General features: G+C 61.1%; 21 protein-coding genes. 11 read left to right on the forward strand and 10 right to left on the reverse strand.

What is annotated here, in order from left to right; translation table 11 throughout:
- The 4 genes from hfq to dusB all read right to left on the reverse strand — a co-directional run bounded on the left by hfq (window position 1) and on the right by dusB (window position 5332).
- On the reverse strand, window positions 1-537 hold the full coding sequence (gene hfq / locus C7I56_RS04870; RefSeq protein WP_106639358.1) for an RNA chaperone Hfq: 537 nt from the start codon (window positions 535-537) through the stop codon (window positions 1-3).
- A gap of 71 nt (window positions 538-608) precedes the next feature.
- Complete coding sequence (ntrX, locus tag C7I56_RS04875) at window positions 609-1997, reverse strand: nitrogen assimilation response regulator NtrX (protein WP_106639359.1); 1389 nt, start codon at window positions 1995-1997, stop codon at window positions 609-611.
- Between the two features lies 1 nt (window position 1998).
- Window positions 1999-4224, reverse strand: coding sequence for a sensor histidine kinase (locus C7I56_RS04880; RefSeq protein WP_245409586.1), 2226 nt, complete (start codon window positions 4222-4224; stop codon window positions 1999-2001).
- Window positions 4225-4333: 109 nt separating this feature from the next.
- Window positions 4334-5332, reverse strand: coding sequence for a tRNA dihydrouridine synthase DusB (gene dusB / locus C7I56_RS04885; protein WP_106639360.1), 999 nt, complete (start codon window positions 5330-5332; stop codon window positions 4334-4336).
- A gap of 66 nt (window positions 5333-5398) precedes the next feature.
- On the opposite strand from dusB, the gene C7I56_RS04890 reads away from it, so the two are divergent.
- From C7I56_RS04890 to C7I56_RS04900, 3 genes are read left to right on the forward strand one after another with little or no spacing between them, the layout of a single operon-like run.
- Complete coding sequence (locus tag C7I56_RS04890; RefSeq protein WP_106639361.1) at window positions 5399-6565, forward strand: bifunctional 2-C-methyl-D-erythritol 4-phosphate cytidylyltransferase/2-C-methyl-D-erythritol 2,4-cyclodiphosphate synthase; 1167 nt, start codon at window positions 5399-5401, stop codon at window positions 6563-6565.
- Window positions 6562-7074 (forward strand): hypothetical protein, encoded by a 513-nt coding sequence (locus C7I56_RS04895; protein WP_106639362.1) that lies wholly within the window; start codon window positions 6562-6564, stop codon window positions 7072-7074. The genes C7I56_RS04890 and C7I56_RS04895 overlap by 4 nt, the downstream gene beginning before the upstream one ends.
- Entirely contained in the window at window positions 7071-7595 is a 525-nt protein-coding gene (locus C7I56_RS04900) for a CinA family protein (RefSeq protein WP_106639363.1), read from the forward strand. The genes C7I56_RS04895 and C7I56_RS04900 overlap by 4 nt, the downstream gene beginning before the upstream one ends.
- Here the strand turns inward: C7I56_RS04900 and C7I56_RS04905 are convergent.
- Both C7I56_RS04905 and lipA read right to left on the reverse strand, forming a co-directional pair.
- Window positions 7535-8017, reverse strand: coding sequence for a type II toxin-antitoxin system RatA family toxin (locus C7I56_RS04905; protein WP_106639364.1), 483 nt, complete (start codon window positions 8015-8017; stop codon window positions 7535-7537). The genes C7I56_RS04900 and C7I56_RS04905 overlap by 61 nt on opposite strands.
- Complete coding sequence (lipA, locus tag C7I56_RS04910) at window positions 8017-8937, reverse strand: lipoyl synthase (RefSeq protein ID WP_106639365.1); 921 nt, start codon at window positions 8935-8937, stop codon at window positions 8017-8019. The genes C7I56_RS04905 and lipA overlap by 1 nt, the downstream gene beginning before the upstream one ends.
- 80 nt (window positions 8938-9017) lie before the next feature.
- Here lipA and C7I56_RS04915 point away from each other — a divergent pair, with 80 nt between their 5' ends.
- From C7I56_RS04915 to C7I56_RS04925, 3 genes are read left to right on the forward strand one after another with little or no spacing between them, the layout of a single operon-like run.
- Entirely contained in the window at window positions 9018-9650 is a 633-nt protein-coding gene (locus C7I56_RS04915; RefSeq protein WP_106639366.1) for a carbonic anhydrase, read from the forward strand.
- A 17-nt stretch (window positions 9651-9667) separates the two neighbouring features.
- Entirely contained in the window at window positions 9668-10483 is an 816-nt protein-coding gene (locus tag C7I56_RS04920; protein WP_106639367.1) for a TrmH family RNA methyltransferase, read from the forward strand.
- Window positions 10484-10499: 16 nt separating this feature from the next.
- The gene (locus tag C7I56_RS04925) at window positions 10500-11222 is read left to right on the forward strand and encodes an META domain-containing protein (protein ID WP_106639368.1); all 723 of its coding nucleotides are present in this window, start codon (window positions 10500-10502) and stop codon (window positions 11220-11222) included.
- Between the two features lie 31 nt (window positions 11223-11253).
- Here the strand turns inward: C7I56_RS04925 and C7I56_RS04930 are convergent, their stop codons facing one another.
- A complete protein-coding gene (locus C7I56_RS04930) occupies window positions 11254-12648 on the reverse strand; it encodes a DNA recombination protein RmuC (RefSeq protein WP_106639369.1) in 1395 nt (464 codons plus the stop codon).
- 229 nt (window positions 12649-12877) lie between these two features.
- On the opposite strand from C7I56_RS04930, the gene C7I56_RS04935 reads away from it, so the two are divergent.
- A complete protein-coding gene (locus C7I56_RS04935; protein WP_106639370.1) occupies window positions 12878-13270 on the forward strand; it encodes a four-helix bundle copper-binding protein in 393 nt (130 codons plus the stop codon).
- A gap of 145 nt (window positions 13271-13415) precedes the next feature.
- Here C7I56_RS04935 and def read toward each other — a convergent pair whose 3' ends face one another.
- A complete protein-coding gene (gene def / locus C7I56_RS04940; RefSeq protein WP_106639371.1) occupies window positions 13416-13943 on the reverse strand; it encodes a peptide deformylase in 528 nt (175 codons plus the stop codon).
- A 39-nt stretch (window positions 13944-13982) separates the two neighbouring features.
- Entirely contained in the window at window positions 13983-14579 is a 597-nt protein-coding gene (recR, locus tag C7I56_RS04945; RefSeq protein ID WP_106639372.1) for a recombination mediator RecR, read from the reverse strand.
- A gap of 178 nt (window positions 14580-14757) precedes the next feature.
- Between recR and fmt the strand changes: the two genes are divergently transcribed.
- The 3 genes from fmt to C7I56_RS04960 all read left to right on the forward strand — a co-directional run bounded on the left by fmt (window position 14758) and on the right by C7I56_RS04960 (window position 17205).
- Window positions 14758-15663 carry a methionyl-tRNA formyltransferase gene (gene fmt / locus C7I56_RS04950; RefSeq protein ID WP_106639373.1) on the forward strand — a complete coding sequence of 302 codons (906 nt, stop codon included), beginning with the start codon at window positions 14758-14760 and terminating at the stop codon, window positions 15661-15663.
- Entirely contained in the window at window positions 15660-16400 is a 741-nt protein-coding gene (gene truA / locus C7I56_RS04955) for a tRNA pseudouridine(38-40) synthase TruA (protein WP_106639374.1), read from the forward strand. Before fmt ends, truA begins: the two co-directional genes overlap by 4 nt.
- Window positions 16401-16830: 430 nt before the next feature.
- Window positions 16831-17205: a helix-turn-helix domain-containing protein gene (locus C7I56_RS04960; protein WP_106639375.1), complete on the forward strand. Its 375-nt coding sequence runs from the start codon at window positions 16831-16833 to the stop codon at window positions 17203-17205.
- Window positions 17206-17208: 3 nt separating this feature from the next.
- Here the strand turns inward: C7I56_RS04960 and C7I56_RS04965 are convergent, their stop codons facing one another.
- The gene (locus C7I56_RS04965; RefSeq protein ID WP_106639376.1) at window positions 17209-17469 is read right to left on the reverse strand and encodes a hypothetical protein; all 261 of its coding nucleotides are present in this window, start codon (window positions 17467-17469) and stop codon (window positions 17209-17211) included.
- A 100-nt stretch (window positions 17470-17569) separates the two neighbouring features.
- Between C7I56_RS04965 and C7I56_RS04970 the strand changes: the two genes are divergently transcribed.
- A complete protein-coding gene (locus C7I56_RS04970) occupies window positions 17570-18112 on the forward strand; it encodes a hypothetical protein (protein ID WP_199792320.1) in 543 nt (180 codons plus the stop codon).
- Window positions 18113-18268: the final 156 nt, after the last annotated feature.

Here is an 18268-nt window from a genome sequence, read left to right on the forward strand (position 1 = left end):
TTACTCCTGAGTCTCGGCCTGCATCAGGCTGACGGGGTTTTCCGGCTGCACCGTCGAGATAGCGTGCTTGTAAACAAGCTGGGCCATGCCCTCGCGCTGAAGGAGCAAGCAAAAGAGGTCGAAGGCCGCGACCTGCCCTTGCAGCATAACGCCGTTCACCAGGAACATCGTTACCGGCTCATCGGCGGCCCGGATGGCCCCGAGGAACACTTCCTGAAGCTGCGTTGCCCGCTTGGCATTGGCCTGCTCGGCAAAAATGCGGGTAATCTCGTCAAGGTCGACCGGCTGCGCTGGCATGATCGTGGAGATGGCATGCTTATAGACAAGCTGGGCCTGACCATCCCGGCGCAGCAGCACCGAAAAATTGTCGAACCAGGTGATAATCCCCTGAAGTTTCACGCCCTTCACCAGGAACATCGTCACCGGCGTCTTGGACTTACGGAGGCTGTTCAGGAACATATCCTGTAAATTGTTGGTCTTATCAGCCATTGTTATGTTCTCCTTATTGGCAGGCCGTCCCCGAAAAGCGGCCAGCATATGTGCGCTCCGGTAACATCCGTGCGCCCGCGTAAATTAGAGCATGGCGCGCCGCTTTCAAGCGCTGCCGCTTACTCTCCCTGCTCCGGCTTCCCGTCGGATATGCCCAGCGCCTTGAGCTTACGGTGGAGCGCCGATCGCTCCATGCCGATAAAAATGGCTGTGCGTGAGATATTACCGGAGAAACGCCGGATCTGGATACGGAGATATTCCCGTTCGAACGTCTCGCGCGCCTCGCGCAACGGCGTTCCCATGATCGCTTTCACCGCTTCATTGGGATTGAGTTGGGCTTGCTCACTAATGATTTCCGGCGGCAGCATATCAATCTCGATGCGGCCAAGCCGCGCCCCTGGAGCCAGAATGATCGTCCGCTCAACAACGTTGCGAAGCTGGCGCACATTGCCTGGCCAATCGTAAGCTTGAAGCGCCGCCATGGCGTCATCGGAGACAGTCGGCGTTTTTAAGCGCTGATCGGCGGCGTAGCGCGCGACGAAATGATTGACCAGTTCCGGAATATCCTCGCGCCGTTCGGCAAGGGCGGGAAGATGCACCGGCACCACGTTCAGGCGATAAAACAGGTCTTCGCGGAACCGCCCCTCGGTAATTTCAACCGCCAGTTGTCGCGAGGTCGACGAAATGACGCGCATGTCGACCTTCACGATCCGCTGACCGCCAACGCGCGTGAAGCTCTGATCGGTGAGGACGCGGAGGATTTTTGCCTGGGCTGGAAGCGGCATGTCCGCAATTTCGTCGAGAAACAAGGTGCCGCCATGCGCCTGCTCAAGGAGCCCGGGGCGAGTAAGTTCCCCCCCCTCCTCCACGCCGAACAATTCCTCCTCGACGCGCTCAGGTGTCATGCGGGCAGCGCTGACCACAATGAACGGGCCCTGCGCCCGCGTACTCCAATTGTGAAGCAAACGTGCGGCTACTTCCTTGCCGACGCCCGCAGGCCCGGTGATGAGAATGCGGCTGCCCGTTGGCGCCACTCGCTTCAGGGTCGCGCGAACCGTGTTGATCGCGACACTGGAGCCGGTGAGTTCGGTTTCATGGCCGATTTGGGCGCGTAAAACTTCGTTCTCGCGGCGCAGACGTTCGGTTTCCGTCGCGCGGGCGACGAGGTGAAGCAGGTGGCTCGCTTCGAACGGTTTCTCGATGAAATCCGCCGCGCCCTGACGGATCGCGGCGACAGCAGTATCGATATTGCCGTGACCGGAGATCATCAAAACCGGAAGCGTGGGATCGCGGCGCTTAATTTCCTCAAGCAGTTGTAGACCGTCTAGCTTCGATCCCTGAAGCCAGACGTCGAGCAGGACGAGGGAGGGTCGGCGTTCCGCGAGAGCAGCCAGAGCGTCGCTGCTGTTCGCGGCGACGCGAGGCGCATAACCTTCATCCTCCAGCACGCCCGCGACCAGTTCGCGGATGTCCTGTTCGTCATCGACTACCAAGATATCGAGTGCCATTTTAACCGCTTACCGTTTTTTCTTGTGATGGTGTGTCATGATTTTCCGAGGCCGCCAGAACCGCCATGTCGAACGCAAGCCGGACACATGTGCCTCCGCCGGGTTCGTCATCGAACTCGATCGTGCCGAAATGTTCTTCGACAATTTTCTTGACGATGGCGAGCCCTAAGCCTGTACCCTTCGCCCGCGTCGTGACGTAGGGCTCGGTAATCGTGCTTCGTTCCGCAGGAAGACCGACGCCGCTGTCGACGACTTCAATCCGCAATTGCCCTGCGATTTCAGCCACCCGCATCCGGATGCTTTGCTCCCCCTCAGCCTGTCTATCTTCCCGCTTCTGCTGAATGGCTTCCACGCCATTCTTGACAATATTGGTCAGCGCCTGGCTCAACTGACGGCGATCACAAATGAGCGTTGGGGAAGGGTCAGGCCCGTCAAAGCTAAAGTGAATGTCGGGGTGTGCGACTTCGTGGAGAAACAGCGCCTGTCGCGCGACGTCGCCAATCGGTTCGGCACGGAAAATGGGCTTAGGCATGCGCGCAAAGGAAGAGAATTCATCGACCATTCTGCGAAGGTCGTTCACCTGGCGAACGATCGTGCTCGTCAAACGCTCGAAAGTTGCCGTATCCGATTGGATTTCATCGCCATAGCGGCGCTGGAGCCGCTCTGCCGCGAGCTGGATCGGCGTCAGCGGGTTCTTTATCTCATGCGCGATGCGCCGTGCGACGTCGGACCAGGCAGCGCGGCGCTGATCGAGCAATTGTTCGGTGATGTCGTCAAAGGTTATGACGTGGCCGCCTTCGACACGGCCGCGCTTGACGGCCAAGGTGCGCGGTTCGCCGCCGGAGGAAAGCTGGACGATATCCTCACGCTGTTCATTATCCAGCTGTGCAGCCAGTTCGGGGGCGAGATCGGAGAGCGAGCGGCCCACGGCTTCGCCGGTTTTAACGCCGAGAAGCGCTTCAGCGGAGCTATTGATAAGGCGCACTTTGCGTTCCCTGTCGACCGAGATCACCCCCGCGGTGACGCCAGACAGAACCGCCTCGATCAGGGCGCGACGATTGTCGAGCTGGCTGTTCGCATTGACGAGGTCGCTTGTCTGTTCCTCAAGCCGGCGGGTCATGCGGTTGAAGGCATTGCCGAGCGTGCCGAGTTCGTCGTCGCCCGGCGATGCCGGGACGCGCGTCGACAAATCGCCGCCCGCAACCTTCCTGGCCGCATTGACCAATTGGCCTACGGGCCGGACAAGCCGATCGGCCAAGGTCAGCGCGATCCAGATCGTCACGGCAACGATCAGCAGAGAGATGAGCAACAGAAACAGATTGAAGCGGAATTGGAGGGTGCGCGAGCGGGTCAATGTCTGCTGATAGTCGCTGGCAGCGGAACGCGCCTCGTTAAGCTGAGCGATTGCCTTCGGATTTACGAAGCGCGAAATATAAAGATAGACTTCCTGTTCCGGATCGAGGCGTACCACGGCTTCAACCCGATCACCGATATCGTTGTTGACGATGCGGACCCCACCCCCACGAAGTTGTGAAAGTGTTGCGGGCGGAATGCGCCGTTCGATAGGGCGATCATCGAGGTTAACGAAGGCCCTGATCTGTAACTCGCCATTGTTGGAAACCGTGACGACAGCGGCCTCGGTCAAATCGCGAACCACAGTCTGGTAAAGCAGAGCATCGCCAAATTCGACCGTATCAAGACCGAATTCATTGATATTGCCAACAACATCCTGCGACATCGCCTGGATTTCGCGGAAGATGCGATCCTTATTCTCGTTCGAATAAACCTGCGCGACATTGTCGGCATTTTCGAGGATCGTGCGAGCCTTGTCGGAAAACCAGAACTGGACGCCGCTTTGAAAAAGGAGCGAGGCGAATATGACGACCATCAGGGTCGGCACGATTGCGATGACCGAAAATAGAGCGACGAGCCGCACATGAAGACGACCGCGTCCGCCAATCGGCGAGCGATGCGCCCTGCCCTTTGCAAGCCGGCGCGCGATCAGCACCATGAGTGCCGTCGCGGGCACGAGATTGGCGACAAGCAATGCGGCGACCAACGGCGGGGACAGCAAATCGTCCTGTTGCCCGCCCCGCGTCACGAAATAGGTGAGAGCGATCATCGCAACCAGAAAGGCGGCCGTCGCAATTTCCAGCACAGGCATCAGCTGGCGGCGGCGATAAAAGACGCTGAGGCGTCTTTGCCACCGTGGCCGGGACTCGATCATGACCGGGGATTCCGCATTCACGTGACCGGCCTACCACAAGATTGTGGCAGGAAGAACACACTAATTCGGTGTTAACCCTCGGCTCGGCGCTCAGAGCAATGGTTTCGGCTCAGGCCGCCTGCCGTGACAAATAAGGCGCGTAAAATTCACGAAGCATCGCCTTGGCCACCTTCGGATCGGCTTCCTTGTTGAAAGCGTTGCGGAATTCCGCGGAGCCGTGCAGCCCCTTCGTGTACCATCCGATATGTTTGCGGGCAACATTGGCGCCGGTCACGTCGCCATAGAGTTCGAGCATTGCGTCATATTGCTCGATGAGCACAGTGTATTGCTCTTCAACCGTCGGATCGGAGCGCCGCTCCCCGGTTTCGAGCCAGTACATAACCTGGCCGAGCAGCCACGGCTTGCCGTAAGCGCCGCGCCCGATCATCACGCCGTCCGCGCCGGATTGCTCCAGGGCCTGCTCCGCATCATCGATCGAATTGATGTCGCCGTTCGCGATGACCGGCAGGGATACGGCGTCCTTCACCTTGCGGATGAAGGCCCAATCCGCCGAGCCCTTGTACATCTGGTTGCGGGTGCGGCCGTGAACGGTGATCATCTTGACGCCCAAATCCTCGGCGATCCGCGCGAGTTCGGGGGCGTTGAGGCTGTCATGGCACCAGCCCATGCGCATCTTCAGCGTCACCGGGACGTTGACGGCCTTCACCGTCGCTTCGACGATCGAGGCGGCGAGCTTTAAGTCTCGCATCAGGGCGGAACCGGCATCGCCGTTCACGACCTTCTTCACCGGACAGCCCATGTTGATGTCTATAATCGCCGCGCCGCGATCTTCATTAAGCTTAGCCGCTTCCGCCATTTCTATAGGCGAGCAGCCCGCAAGCTGCATGGATACCGGATCTTCCACCGGATCCCAAGCCGCCTTTTGAAGCGACTGGCGGGTCTCGCGGATCATCGCCTGGCTGGCGATCATCTCGGTCACGGTAAGGCCCGCGCCATATTGCTTCACGACCTTGCGGAACGGACGATCGGTAACGCCCGTCATCGGCGCCAATATGACAGGCGCGTCGATGCGGACCGGGCCGATGGAGATGGGAGAAAGGCGAGCCATAAGCGGCTGCGGCCTTTACCCTTATTCGCTCTGGCGGGCAAGGCTCGGCTCGGCTAGGGCGCGGGCATGAGCAAGAGGGGCAAGATCGTCGCACTCGTGGTCGCGGCCGGCAGCGGAAGCCGCGCTGGGGGCGACCTCCCAAAGCAATATCGCAGGATCGGCGGCAAGAGCGTGCTCGGCCATGCGATCGGTCATCTGGATCACCGACTTATCGACGAAGTTCGCGTCGTAATCGCGCCGGAGCATGAAGACATGTTCGGCGAGGCGACGATGGGTGGCTCCCTTCCCTCCCCAATCATAGGTGGTGCGACACGGCAGGAGTCGGTTCGGAACGGCCTTGAGCAATTGGCCCGGGAGGGTGGTGCCGACATCATCCTGATCCACGATGCCGCCCGCGCATTCTTGTCTGCATCTGTTTTGGATCGCCTAGTCGCGGCTTTGGAGCATGGCGACGGCGCGGTGCCGGTCCTTCCAGTCGTGGATACGCTGGCCCGCAAAGAAAGCGAGCTGGGAGATACTGTGTCACGTGACGAGATCGTACGGGTGCAAACTCCCCAGGCTTTCCGGTTCAATGCCATTCTCGACGCGCACAGGCGGTGGGGCGGCGAGGAGGCAACTGACGATGCTCAAGTGGCGCGCGCCGCAGGCTATGCCATCGCAATGGTCGAGGGAGACGAAGACTTGGCCAAGCTTACATATCTCCGCGATTTCGACCGTGCCAAGGCACGGCTCGCCTCCACAATGATCAGCCGCACCGGCTTGGGCTTCGATGTCCACGCCTTTGCGGATGGCGAGGATCTTTGGCTAGGAGGCGTGCTGATCCCCCATAGTCGCGGGCTTTCAGGCCATAGCGATGCCGATGTCGTGCTCCACGCCCTGACCGACGCCCTTCTCGGTGCGGCGGGGGAAGGCGATATCGGCGATCATTTCCCGCCCTCTGACCCGCAGTGGAAGGGCGCCGCATCGAGCCGCTTCGTCGAGCATGCCTGCGCGCTGATTGCGGCTAGGGGTGGCATCGTCGACCACATCGATATCACCATCATTTGCGAGGCGCCAAAGATTGGCCCGCACCGTGACAGGATGCGTCGGACCGTCGCAGATTTATTGCGGGCCCCTCTGCAGAGGGTTTGCATCAAGGCAACGACGACTGAGCGGCTCGGCTTCACGGGCCGGGGCGAGGGCATCGCAGCCCAGGCGGTCGCCACCATCCGCCTGCCGGAGATTATGGAATGAAAACGATCCTCATTGCCGCCACCCTGCTTGCACAGCAGCCCGGCTTCTCTTCGCCGCCGGAAAAACCCTGTCTGACTCGCGCGGAAGCGGCGAGCATGGGGCGCTTCTTCATGCCCTCCGTCATCGACTCCATGGCCCGCAAGTGCGCCGCCAGCCTGCCGGCGACCGCCTTTTTAGCCGGTCCTCATCGCGCTCTTTCGGCGCGCCTGCGCGAAGATCATATTCGGCATTGGCCGAGCGCAAAGACCGCAATCGAAAAGGTCAGCGGCAAGGAGCTTCCCACGATGCTCGGCGACGAATTCACGCGGAAGATGGCGGAAAGCACGGTCGCGGAGATGGCCGCGAAAGGCATCGAGGCCAAGGATTGCGCGATGGTCAGCGAGATATTGGGTGTCGTCGCTCCCCTCCCCGCCGACAATTTTGGACGGCTTTTCGCTTTATTCGCTGAGCTCGGATCCAAGAAGAGGGATAAGTCGCCATTCCGAATGTGCCCGGGCGCCACGGCATGAGCGATATCCTACTCCCACCCGAACTGGTGGACATGGCCCGCGAGGTGCTGGAAGCCAACCGCGCCGCTGGCCGACGCATCGCGGTAGCAGAAAGCTGCACGGGCGGGCTTGTCAGCGCGGCGTTGACGGAAATTGCCGGATCCTCCGATGTGTTCGAGGCAGGCTTCGTCACTTATTCCAACGACGCCAAGATGAAGCTGCTGGGCGTCAGTGAAGATGTTCTGTCGACCTTCGGCGCGGTGTCGGTCGCGACGGCGTGGAGCATGGCCCAGGGCGCGCTTGCCAAGAGCGGTGCGGACACGGCGGTTGCGATCACCGGCATTGCCGGTCCCGGCGGTGGCAGCGAGAAGAAGCCCGTCGGTACAGTGATCTTCGCCCGGGCGCGCCGAGACGCGGAGCCGGACGAAGTCGTTGCGGACAAGCAAGAATTTGGCGATCTCGGCCGGGCGGGCGTCCGTCTTCAGGCGGCGCTGTGCGCGCTCGAGCTGCTGATGCCGGGCGCGCTTTCGCCCGCGCCATAAAGCGCGGCTGCCCGTTCCTCGAACGCGAAGATCATGCGCCGCAACGCGCGGTCGAACACCTGTCCCGCCAGTGTTTCGAAGATCCGCGACTTGAATGCGAAATCGACGCAGAAATCGACGTTGGTACCGCCCTTACCGTCGGGCTCGAAGCCCCAGTCGTTCCTGAGATATTTTAGCGGGCCCTCGACATATTCGACGGTGATTGAATGCGGCCGTTCCTTATGAACGCGGGAGGTAAAGGTTTCCTTCAAAGCCGCGAAGCCAACCACAAGATCGGCAACCATTTCCGTTTCGCTATTCGAGCGCACGCGCACCGCCGCGACCCAAGGTAGGAATTCCTGGTAGCGCTTCACGTCCGCGACCAGATCGAACATCTGGTCGGGTGTGTAAGGCAGATTTCTTTTCTCGGTATGACGGGGCATTATTTCCTCGCCAGCTGCGCCTCGCGCGCGGCCTTCATCTTCGCGAAATCGTCGCCTGCGTGATAGCTGGACCGCGTGAGCGGGCTCGCCGCGACCAGCAGGAAGCCCTTGGCCCGCGCGATGGCGGCATAAGCGCTAAACGTCTGGGGGGTCACGAAATCCTCGACCTTCGCATGGCGCGGCGTCGGCTGGAGATATTGACCCATGGTGAGGAAATCGACGTCGGCCGAGCGCATGTCGTCCATCACCTGATGGACTTCCAACCGCTGCTCGCCGAGGCCGACCATAACGCCGGACTTGGTGAAGATAGTTGGATCCTGCCGCTTCACACTCTCGAGCAGGCGGAGCGAGGCGTAATAACGCGCACCGGGGCGGATCGTTGGATAGAGCCTCGGGACGGTTTCCAGATTGTGGTTGTAGACATCCGGACGCGCGGCGACGATCGCTTCAACCGCGGCTTCCGGCTTGTTGCGGAAATCGGGGGTGAGGATTTCGATGGTCGTCGAAGGCGTGTTCCGTCGAAGTGCTTCGATTACCTTCACGAACTGCTTCGCGCCGCCATCGGGGAGATCGTCGCGGTCGACCGAGGTGATGACAATATGTTCGAGCCCGAGCTCAGCGGCGGCAGTCGCCACATGCTCCGGCTCCAGCGGATCGACCTCCCGCGGCATGCCAGTCTTCACGTTGCAGAAGGCGCAGGCCCGCGTGCAGGTGTCGCCCAGGATCATCACCGTCGCATGCTTTTTCGTCCAGCATTCGCCGATATTCGGACAAGCCGCCTCCTCGCACACGGTAGCGAGATTCAGGCTGCGCATCAGCTTCTTCGTTTCGGCAAAGCCGGTGCTGGTCGGCGCCTTGACGCGGATCCAGTCGGGCTTGCGGATACGCGGCGGGCGGATGGAGGCGGTCGCTTCGGTCATGGGGTGGCAAATAGCGATGTCGGCGGCGACTTGCCACCCCCTCCCCTTCCCTTTAACCGGCGAGCAGAAAAGGAGCAGCAATGGCCGATTTCAACGCCCTCATCGATGGTTATCACCGCTTCAAAACTGGACGCTACCTTGAGGAACGGGAACGCTGGACCACTCTTGCCGAGGGGCAGAGCCCCAAAGTGATGGTGATCGCCTGTTCTGACAGCCGCGTCGATCCCGCACAGATTTTCGATGCCAATCCCGGTGAGATGTTCGTTGTTCGCAACGTAGCGAACCTGGTGCCGCCATTTGAAGTTGGTGGCGGCCGCCACGGCGTGTCGGCAGCGCTGGAATTCGCCGTGACGCAGCTCAACGTTGAAGAAATTGTCGTCATGGGTCACGGTTCGTGCGGCGGCGTTCATGCCGCCCTCTCCCGCCGGTTCGATGGCGCGGAGCCCGGTAATGGCGGCTTTATCGCGCATTGGATCGACCTGCTCGACGAGGCGCGCGACCGGGTTGCCGCTGAACATGGCCACGGCCCCGACGCCATCCGAGCGCTGGAACTTGAAACGGTGAAGGTCTCGATTGCGAACCTCCGCACCTTTCCCTGCATTCCCGAACGCGAGGCGACCGGACGCCTCCGGATACACGGCGCCTATTTCGCCATTGCCGACGGCCTGCTCCACGTGCTGGACGAAGCCACCGGCGCCTTTACCGCCGCTTGACGTGGTAAGATACATTTATGCCGCGTGAAATCACCGCTTTTTCAAACCCGCTAGTGAAGCAGGTTCGGGGCCTTCGCGACAAAAAGAACCGGCGCCGTGAGGGGCATTTCTTGGCCGAAGGGTTACGCATTCTGACCGAAGCGCGAGAGGAGGGTTTCCTTCCCAAGGTGCTGTTTTACGCTATCGGCCAGCAGCATCCCTTGCTGGACACGCTGGTGACCGAGACCGAGGCGGCGGGTGGCGAGGTGATCGCGACTACGCCGGACATCCTTCACAAGATGTCGGGCAAGGACAACCCGCAGATCGTGCTTGGCGTCTATCCCGCCTTCCCTGCGGGCCTCGACTCGATCGACCGGACGAGTGCGGACATTTGGATCGTGGCCCAATCTCTACGCGATCCGGGCAATCTCGGCACGATCCTGCGGACTGGCGATGCGGTGGGCGCGGGCGGCCTTATCCTGATCGACGATTGCGTCGATCCCTTCTCTGTCGAGGCGGTACGCGCATCGATGGGCGCGCTCTTCACCCAGCGTATCGTGCAGGCGTCATGGGAGGAGTTCGTCGGCTGGCTCCGCTCCGGTCCCGGCCAACTCGTCGGCATGAGCCTCCAGACCGATATCGACTATCAGGCGCCACGCTATGAAGCGCCGACCTTTCTCCTTGTCGGCAATGAAGCTCAGGGGCTACCCGAAGCCTATGAGGCCGAGTGCGATATCCTTGTCAAAATGCCGATGCGGGGCAAGGCCGACAGCTTAAACGCAGCCGTCGCTACTGCCGTGATGGCGTATGAAGTATTGAACCAGCGAAGAGGCGGTGGAACCGCGAAATCCTGATGAGGGTTGATTGGTCATGAAGACAATCTCCACATTCGCAGCGCTCTTAGCGCTATCGGCCTGCTCAGCCGAAATGCCGCCGCCCTCTCAAGCGCCAGTTCCACCAGGCGCCTATCGCGCACTCGGGACCGAGCCTGGTTGGACCGTCACGATTGAGGATGACCGGATTGTCTATGACGGGGAATATGGCGAGGTGCGCTTTTCGGTCCCCCGCCCGGAGCCGCGAACGACATTCAACGGGCATCGCTATGAAGCCCGCAGCGCGACGCACAGCCTGACTGTCGATATTACCCACCAGCGCTGCAACGACGGGATGAGTGATCGCATATTTACCGATACGGTGATGGTCATTGCCGATGGCAAGACGTTCCGTGGCTGCGGCGGTGACATTTTGTCGTCAGATGAGCTCGTTTCTCTGGCCGATACGCGCTGGACAATCGCGGCGATTGCGGGCGAGCCCGTCGAAGCCGACGGGCGTTATTTTCTGAATTTTACTGCCGACCGAATGAACGGCAAAGCCGGGTGTAACAACCTGTCTGGGCGTTATGGGGTTGCTGGTAGCACTTTAACCGCCGGGCCGATTGCGGCGACGAAGATGGCTTGCCCAGAGCCCTATATGGCACGCGAGCAAAAGGCCTTCGATATATTGAGCCGGCCCGCGCAGCTTAGCTATCAAGACGGCGATACAGTCATTGTCCGCAGTGCGGCGGGGGAAATCGTACTGAAGCGGGCAAGATAGGCTGCATTAGCCCGTCTTGACTACTTACCGATTACTCTGCGGCCTCGGCTTCGTCATCGCTCAATTTTGTGAGAGGGCGCGGTACCGTGTCGATAACGGGTAGCGTATCAATTTCCTTCGCGCCGCTTGAGACTTCGAGCGTTTCGAAGCGCTTGGCTTGCGTCAGCACTTGGCTTTCGAGGCTTCCGACGAAGCTGTTATAGGCATCATTGGCGAGACCGAGATTGCGGCCGAGTTTCACGACATGGGCACCCATTGTGGCAAGGCGGGCGTGGAGATCTTTGCCGAGACGCGCGATTTCGGCGGCTTCTTCGGCCAATTTCTCCTGGCGCCATACGCTCGCGACGGTGCGGGCGATGGCGACGAGGTTGGTGGGCGTGGCGAGCAGCACGCGGCGCTCGAAGGCCCATTCCCAAAGCGCGTCATCTTGCTCCAGTGCGGCGGTGAGAAAATGTTCGCCGGGAATGTACATGACGACATAATCGGCCGCGTCACCGAATTGCTGCCAATAAGCCTTGCCGCCGAGCTGCATGGCGTGGGTACGGATCGATCCCGCGTGAGCCTTAAGGTGGCCAAGGCGGAGTGCTTCGTCCACCTCCTCCGACGCGTCGAGATAGGCGTTCAGCGAGCATTTGGCGTCGATGATGAGCTTCCGCCCGCCAGGCAGCTTCACAATCACGTCTGGGCGCAGGCGGCCATCCTCCGTATCCACCGACACTTCGCTCTGAAAATCGGCATAAGGCGACAGGCCTGCTTGTTCGAGCACATTGCGGAGCGACTGTTCGCCCCAGCGGCCCCGCGCCTTCGGGCTTGAGCGGAGTGCGTTGACGAGGCGTGCGGTTTCGTCGCGCACTTGGCTCTGCCCCTGGCGGACAAGGTCCACGGCCTCGCGAAGGCCCGCATAATGATCCACCCGCTCTTTTTCGACGCGTGTCAGGCCTTCCTCGTAGCGTCTCAACGTTGCTTCGACGGGCTGGAGCAAGGCCTTCAATTTTTCCTCGCTCTTCTCGCCCGCCTGATGGAAACGGGCATCGGCGCGTTCGAGGAACTGCTTCTGCGCTTCGCCGAGCAACTTGCCGCCGACTTCACTGAACTGGGCTGACAAGACCTCGCGCGCTTCCTTCATTTCGGCAAGGCGGGCTTCATAGGCTCGTTCGCGTTCCTCTTGCGCGGCATTGAGCCGTGCGAGTTCGGTCTGGGCCTGATGGCTGTCCGCGCGCAGGCGGGCGAGGTCTGCCTGGAGATCAGGGACGAGTTTCGCCCGCTCTTCGGCCGCGGCGAGGTCGGTGATTGCCTTACGGAAATCCTCAAGCCGCGCGTCGCGCTCTGTGCGAAAAGTGGCGGCTTGAAGGCCTCCGAAGAACCAGCCCGCGCCGAGGCCAAGGAGGAAGGTGACGGCAATCAGCAATAAGGTGGACGGGTCCATCAGGCCTTCTCCGGCGGGCAGAACGAAAGGCGAACCTAAAGGGGTTTGCCCGTACACTCAAGCCCTCGGATCAGTGATCGCCTCCACACCGCTAGCCCTGAGCCTGTCAAAAGGCGATTGCACCGCACCTTTCTCTCGTCCTTCGACAGGCTCAGGGCTAGCGGTGTGGGTTGTTGGCCGGAACCCAGCCTGGCTCTTTTCCGTTCGTCACTGAGAGAGGAGAGCCATCATGTCCATCGCCAAGATGATCGCCGCCCACCCCGATGTCGCCGGAAACTTCAACGAGCCGCTCGCGACGGCCGTACGCCACGCCATGTTCTGCTCGATCATCTGCACGTCCTGCGCCGATGCATGCGGGGCCGAGGAGGATGCGGAGATGATGCGTCAGTGTATCCGGCTGTGTATGGATTGCTCGGACGTGTGTGGGATGGTGGCGCGGCTCGGCACACGCCGGACGGGGTCGAATGAATTGCTGTTACAGGAGGCATTACAGCTTTGCGTCACGGCCTGCGATCTCTGCGCCGAGGAATGCGCCAAGCATGACCACGACCATTGCCGGCTCTGCGCCGAAATGTGCAGGGAATGCTCGCGCGACTGCAAAGCGGCGCTAGAGACGTTTTGACTGCGGAATCCAGAGTTACCCAAACCCGTTCGCCCTAAGTAGTCGTTGAGCTTGTCGAAACGGCGTATCGAAGGGTTCCGCGCAGAGCGCTTCGATACGAGCCTTCGTCGGGCTCAATCTCTACTCAGCGCAACGGATAAGACTATCAGGCAGCGAGCTTGCGCGACTTTGCGAGCTTCTTCAGCAGCATGTCTCGCTTCATCCTCGATAGATGGTCGATGAACAGAACGCCGTTCAGATGGTCCATCTCATGCTGGAGGCAGATGCCAAGGAGGCCATCCAGCTCCTCCTCATGCGTCGCTCCGTGCTCGTCCTGCCAGCGGGCGCGGATGCGCTCGGGGCGCTCGACCTCGGCATATTGTTCAGGAACGGACAGGCAGCCTTCGTTATAAACCTGAAGCTCTTCGGATTCCGACAGGATTTCCGGATTGATGAAGACCATCGGCTTTTTGACCGGTTCGCCGCCCTCTTCTTCCGGTTCCTGAAGATCGATGACGAGGAGGCGCTTCGGAACACCGACCTGAATAGCAGCGAGGCCAATGCCATGGGCGGCATACATGGTCTCGATCATGTCCTTGACGAGCGCGCGTGTTTCGTCGGTCACGTCCTCGACTGACGAGGAGATTTGGCGAAGAAGCGGATCGGGCGTTTCAATGATCGGAAGAATGGCCATGCGCGTCAGGTAGGTAGAGGGAGTTTCCGGGTCAAGCGCCTAGACGACGGGGCGCCGTGCGCGGAGAGCTTGGGCGAGCGTACCTTCATCGAGATAGTCGAGTTCCCCGCCGACGGGAAGGCCGTGCGCGAGTTGCGTGATACGGACCGGATAGGTTTCGAGCCGTTCGGCGAGATAATGAGCGGTAGTCTGCCCTTCGAGCGTTGCGTTCATGGCGAGGACAACCTCGTCGATTCCGCCCACTGCAACCCGCGCGATCAGCTTATCGATGGAAAGATCCTCGGGGCGAATTCCCTCCAAGGCTGAAAGACGGCCGCCAAGCACATGAAAATGACCAGGAAAGAGACGCGATCGATCGAGCGCCCAGAGGTCCGACACTTCCTCCACCACGCAGAGGAGACGCGGATCGCGGCGCGTGTCGGCGCAGATCGAGCACGGATCGGTGGTGTCGACATTGCCGCAGGTCGAGCAGATGGCAAGCTTGTCGTTCACCGCATCGAGGGCACGGAGCAAGGGTGCGAGCGCGACTTCGCGTTTCTTCAGGAGATGGAGAACGGCACGGCGCGCGGAACGGGGTCCAAGGCCGGGAAGCCGCGCCAGCGCCTGCGTCAACGCCTCGATCTCGGGAGATGCCATGGCCGAGCCATATGGCGGCGCGGGGCCCCTTGCCAAGCCCCTCCCAACCCAGACTTTCAGGCGAAAAGCCGGAATCTCGTGACGAAAGAGCGCTTTTTCGTCCTGAGACCCCGGCTTTCGCCGGGGTGACGGCATTGAGGAGGTTCAAAGTCTCCGATATTGCCTCTAAAGCGCACACATGCGTATCGCCTTCATGGGAACACCCGATTTCGCCGTGCCGACGCTCGACGCTCTCGTCGAGGCGGGGCATGAAATCGTGGCCGTTTACAGCCAGCCGCCGCGCCCTGCGGGCCGTGGCAAGGCGCTGCGGCCCTCGCCGGTCCATGCGCGGGCCGAGGCGCTGGGGATCGAGGTGCGGACGCCGCTTTCCCTGCGCGATGCGGAGGCGCAGTTGGCCTTCGCGGCGCTTAACCTGGATATCGCGGTGGTGGCGGCTTACGGGCTGATCCTGCCCGTGCCGATCTTGGAGGCACCGAAGCATGGCTGCCTCAATGTTCACGGCTCCCTCCTCCCCCGCTGGCGGGGCGCGGCGCCGGTGCAGCGGGCGATTCTCGCAGGGGACGCGGTTACCGGCGTGACGATCATGGGGATGGAGAAGGGCCTGGATACCGGGCCCATGTACCTGAAAGGCGAGACATCGGTTGCGGGCAAAACGGCGGGCGAATTGACGGACGAGCTGGGGCGGATGGGCGCGCGGCTGATGGTTGAGGCGTTGGAACGGCTGGACGGGCTCAGGCCCGAGCCGCAGTCCCAGAGCGGCGTCACCTATGCCGCGAAGATCGAGAAGGCCGAGGCACGGATCGATTTCAGCCAGAACGCGGAAGCCGTCGAGCGGCAGGTACGCGCTTTCAACCCGATCCCGGGCGCGTTCTTCGAGATTGAGGGTGAGCGGGTGAAGGTATTGGAGGCCGATGTCGTAAAAGAATCCGGCGAGCCGGGCACTGTGATGGACGACCGGCTCACCATCGCCTGCGGGGAAGGCGCGATTGCCCCCACGATCGTCCAGCGCGCTGGACGTGGCGCGATGACGCCAGGCGAATTACTGCGCGGCTTCGCGATTCCCGCGGGAACACGACTCGCGTGACGCGCTTTCGCTTGACCGTGGAGTTTGACGGGCGACCCTTCATGGGCTGGCAACGTCAGGCGCACGGGCCTTCCGTTCAACAGGCGATCGAGGGAGCGCTATTTCAAATTACTGGCGAAGAGGCGGTGCTCCATGCGGCGGGCCGCACCGATGCGGGCGTCCATGCGCGAGCAATGACAGCGCATGTGGACATATCGCGGCCGATCACCGCGTTTCGTCTTTCGGAAGGACTGAATGCCCTGCTCCGCCCCCTCCCCGTCGCGATTTTGGCAGCGGAGGAAGTGGCTGATGGCTGGCATGCGCGCTTCAGCTGCATAGGGCGGCGTTACATCTACCGGATCGTTAACCGCAGGGCGCCGCTTACACTGGACGCCGGCCAGGCTTGGCAGGTTAAAATGCCGCTCGACGAGAACGCCATGCACGAAGCCGCGCAGATCCTGGTGGGCAAGCACGATTTTACGACCTTCCGCTCCGCCCATTGCCAATCGGAAAGTCCGCTGAAGACGCTTGATCGGCTGGAAGTGCGGCGGACGGGCGATGTCATCGAGATCGAAGCCGCGGCGCGATCCTTCCTGCACCACCAGGTCCGGTCGATGGTCGGATGCGTGGAGATGGTCGGGCGCGGGCAATGGACTGCTGACGATCTGCACAACGCGTTAGAGGCGCGAAATCGGGCTGCTTTGGGTTTTAATGCGCCGCCGGACGGTCTGTATTTCGTTGAGGCGGTGTATCCGTGAAAGAGATGCGAGCCTTTTTATGATTGTCATAAGGCTCAATCGCCATTTCCAGAAGCCGGAGCGCGGCCGTCGGCCCTTGAGGTAAGCCCTGCCGATCGAGCGGTGTTTTGAACATGGCAATGACGGCGCGAGCGGCTTCCACGAGCGCCCGCTCGACCTCGCAGTTTCCGTCCGCCTTCATCCATTGGCCCCGCGGAAACGGAGCTTGGTTCCGACCGTTAAATCATGCGCATGCATACTAGCGGCCGATGAACTTAGGGCGCGGACCAAACTCATATACCCGGCCAACGATATCTTGTTTTCATCCACGCGCACTCCTCCCCCACTTTAGGCGCGACAGATCACAAGTGCATGTGCGATGCACTGACGTCGAATCTTGCCACAGATTCAATGCTTTTCGCCATTTTGTCAACGGAACTTTTCAAAAGCGATGACTTTTGGTTCGCGCCTCGCGGAAGAACGTAAACGGCTTGGCCTTCGCCAGGCAGAGTTTGCCGATCTCGTGGGCACTGATGTGCCGAAGCAGAGCCTTTATGAAAATGGCCGGCGGGAGCTTCGCGCCGACTATCTGGCGCGGCTAGCCGAAGCGCGGGTGGACGTGCTTTATGTCCTCACCGGTGCGCGCTCTGATGGGCGGTTGCTCTCGCCGGACGCGGGGGAAGTTATTACCCTTTACGCCGCTTTGCCGCTGCAAGCTCGAGAGGCCGTTCTTGCCTTGTTGCGCGGTCTCGGCCCGTCTTCCGGTGTCGAAAGCGTGACGCTGCACGCCCCCACTACGGACTACCGGCCTGACGACCGGCGCTGATTCTCAACCTCCGGCTGCCCGCTCGACGGAAAGAGCCGCTTCGACCATCCGTTCCCACATGTCGGAATCACCGGCCGAGGCCATCACGGGATCAGGCTCCCGCATGGTCCTCAGGATGGCGAGGGCATCTTCCACATAATTCTGCCATTCTTCGTCGACATTGGGGCCGGCCGAGGGATCGTCGCCCTCCGCATTGCTGCTGATCGCGCGGCCGGCGAGAACGCGGGCGATCCGTTCGACGAGGGTGAGGCTGGATACCGGCATCTTTCTGTCTCCCGTTTTGGGGCTGAAACGTCGCAGGGCAGATATGGGTTGCGCCGATGACGGACGCTGGCAAAGTGCGGGCCGAATTTGGGGGAATGATATGAAGCATTATGTGATGGCCCTTGCCCTGTGCGCTGCGTCGCAACCGCTCTTTGCGCAGGCTGCGGCTCCGGTGCCTGCGGTAGAAGCGAAAGCGGAAGACGTGCAGTCGGTCGATGGTATCGTTGCCGCGCTCTACAACGTCATCTCGGGCGATGTCGGCGTGAAGCGCGATTGGGACCGCTTCCGCTCGCTTTACTATCCCGGCGCACAGATGATTCCGACGGGCAAAGACAAGACGGGCAAAATCCGCGCGCGACGTAGCAACCCCGACGACTATATCGCGAGCGCACCCCGGCTGGAAGCAGCAGGCTTCCAGGAAAAAGAGATCGGCCGCCGCACGGAAACCTTCGGCGCAATCACACACGTCTTTTCAACTTACGAAGCGAAGCATCTCGTCGAAGGTAAGTGGGAGACGATGCGCGGCATCAACAGCATCCAGCTCTTTCACGACGGCAAGCGCTATTGGGTGCTGAACATTGCCTGGAGCAGCGAGACTCCGGACAATCCCATTCCGCCCGAATATATCGGCGTGAAGAACTAACCCGGCTCCCGCATCCGCTAGTCCTGAGCCTGTCGAAGGACGGCTCAGCTGGAACGGGCTTCGACAAGCTCAGCCCTAGCGGTGGGGTGAGGTTTTACGTCATTGCGAGCGTAGCGACGCAATCCAGACCAATGTTGGTGGATTGCTTCGCTACGC

The organism is Allosphingosinicella vermicomposti, assembly GCF_003012815.1.
GTDB lineage: Bacteria > Pseudomonadota > Alphaproteobacteria > Sphingomonadales > Sphingomonadaceae > Allosphingosinicella > Allosphingosinicella vermicomposti.

Bases quoted from the DNA above. Each gene is read 5' to 3' on its own strand.
- hfq (WP_106639358.1), bottom strand. From the start codon at position 537: ATGCTGGCCGCTTTTCGGGGACGGCCTGCCAATAAGGAGAACATAACA.
- ntrX (WP_106639359.1), bottom strand. From the start codon at position 1,997: ATGGCACTCGATATCTTGGTAGTCGATGACGAACAGGACATCCGCGAA.
- C7I56_RS04880 (WP_245409586.1), bottom strand. From the start codon at position 4,224: ATGATCGAGTCCCGGCCACGGTGGCAAAGACGCCTCAGCGTCTTTTAT.
- dusB (WP_106639360.1), bottom strand. From the start codon at position 5,332: ATGGCTCGCCTTTCTCCCATCTCCATCGGCCCGGTCCGCATCGACGCG.
- C7I56_RS04890 (WP_106639361.1), top strand. From the start codon at position 5,399: ATGAGCAAGAGGGGCAAGATCGTCGCACTCGTGGTCGCGGCCGGCAGC.
- C7I56_RS04895 (WP_106639362.1), top strand. From the start codon at position 6,562: ATGAAAACGATCCTCATTGCCGCCACCCTGCTTGCACAGCAGCCCGGC.
- C7I56_RS04900 (WP_106639363.1), top strand. From the start codon at position 7,071: ATGAGCGATATCCTACTCCCACCCGAACTGGTGGACATGGCCCGCGAG.
- C7I56_RS04905 (WP_106639364.1), bottom strand. From the start codon at position 8,017: ATGCCCCGTCATACCGAGAAAAGAAATCTGCCTTACACACCCGACCAG.
- lipA (WP_106639365.1), bottom strand. From the start codon at position 8,937: ATGACCGAAGCGACCGCCTCCATCCGCCCGCCGCGTATCCGCAAGCCC.
- C7I56_RS04915 (WP_106639366.1), top strand. From the start codon at position 9,018: ATGGCCGATTTCAACGCCCTCATCGATGGTTATCACCGCTTCAAAACT.
- C7I56_RS04920 (WP_106639367.1), top strand. From the start codon at position 9,668: ATGCCGCGTGAAATCACCGCTTTTTCAAACCCGCTAGTGAAGCAGGTT.
- C7I56_RS04925 (WP_106639368.1), top strand. From the start codon at position 10,500: ATGAAGACAATCTCCACATTCGCAGCGCTCTTAGCGCTATCGGCCTGC.
- C7I56_RS04930 (WP_106639369.1), bottom strand. From the start codon at position 12,648: ATGGACCCGTCCACCTTATTGCTGATTGCCGTCACCTTCCTCCTTGGC.
- C7I56_RS04935 (WP_106639370.1), top strand. From the start codon at position 12,878: ATGTCCATCGCCAAGATGATCGCCGCCCACCCCGATGTCGCCGGAAAC.
- def (WP_106639371.1), bottom strand. From the start codon at position 13,943: ATGGCCATTCTTCCGATCATTGAAACGCCCGATCCGCTTCTTCGCCAA.
- recR (WP_106639372.1), bottom strand. From the start codon at position 14,579: ATGGCATCTCCCGAGATCGAGGCGTTGACGCAGGCGCTGGCGCGGCTT.
- fmt (WP_106639373.1), top strand. From the start codon at position 14,758: ATGCGTATCGCCTTCATGGGAACACCCGATTTCGCCGTGCCGACGCTC.
- C7I56_RS04960 (WP_106639375.1), top strand. From the start codon at position 16,831: ATGACTTTTGGTTCGCGCCTCGCGGAAGAACGTAAACGGCTTGGCCTT.
- C7I56_RS04965 (WP_106639376.1), bottom strand. From the start codon at position 17,469: ATGCCGGTATCCAGCCTCACCCTCGTCGAACGGATCGCCCGCGTTCTC.
- C7I56_RS04970 (WP_199792320.1), top strand. From the start codon at position 17,570: ATGAAGCATTATGTGATGGCCCTTGCCCTGTGCGCTGCGTCGCAACCG.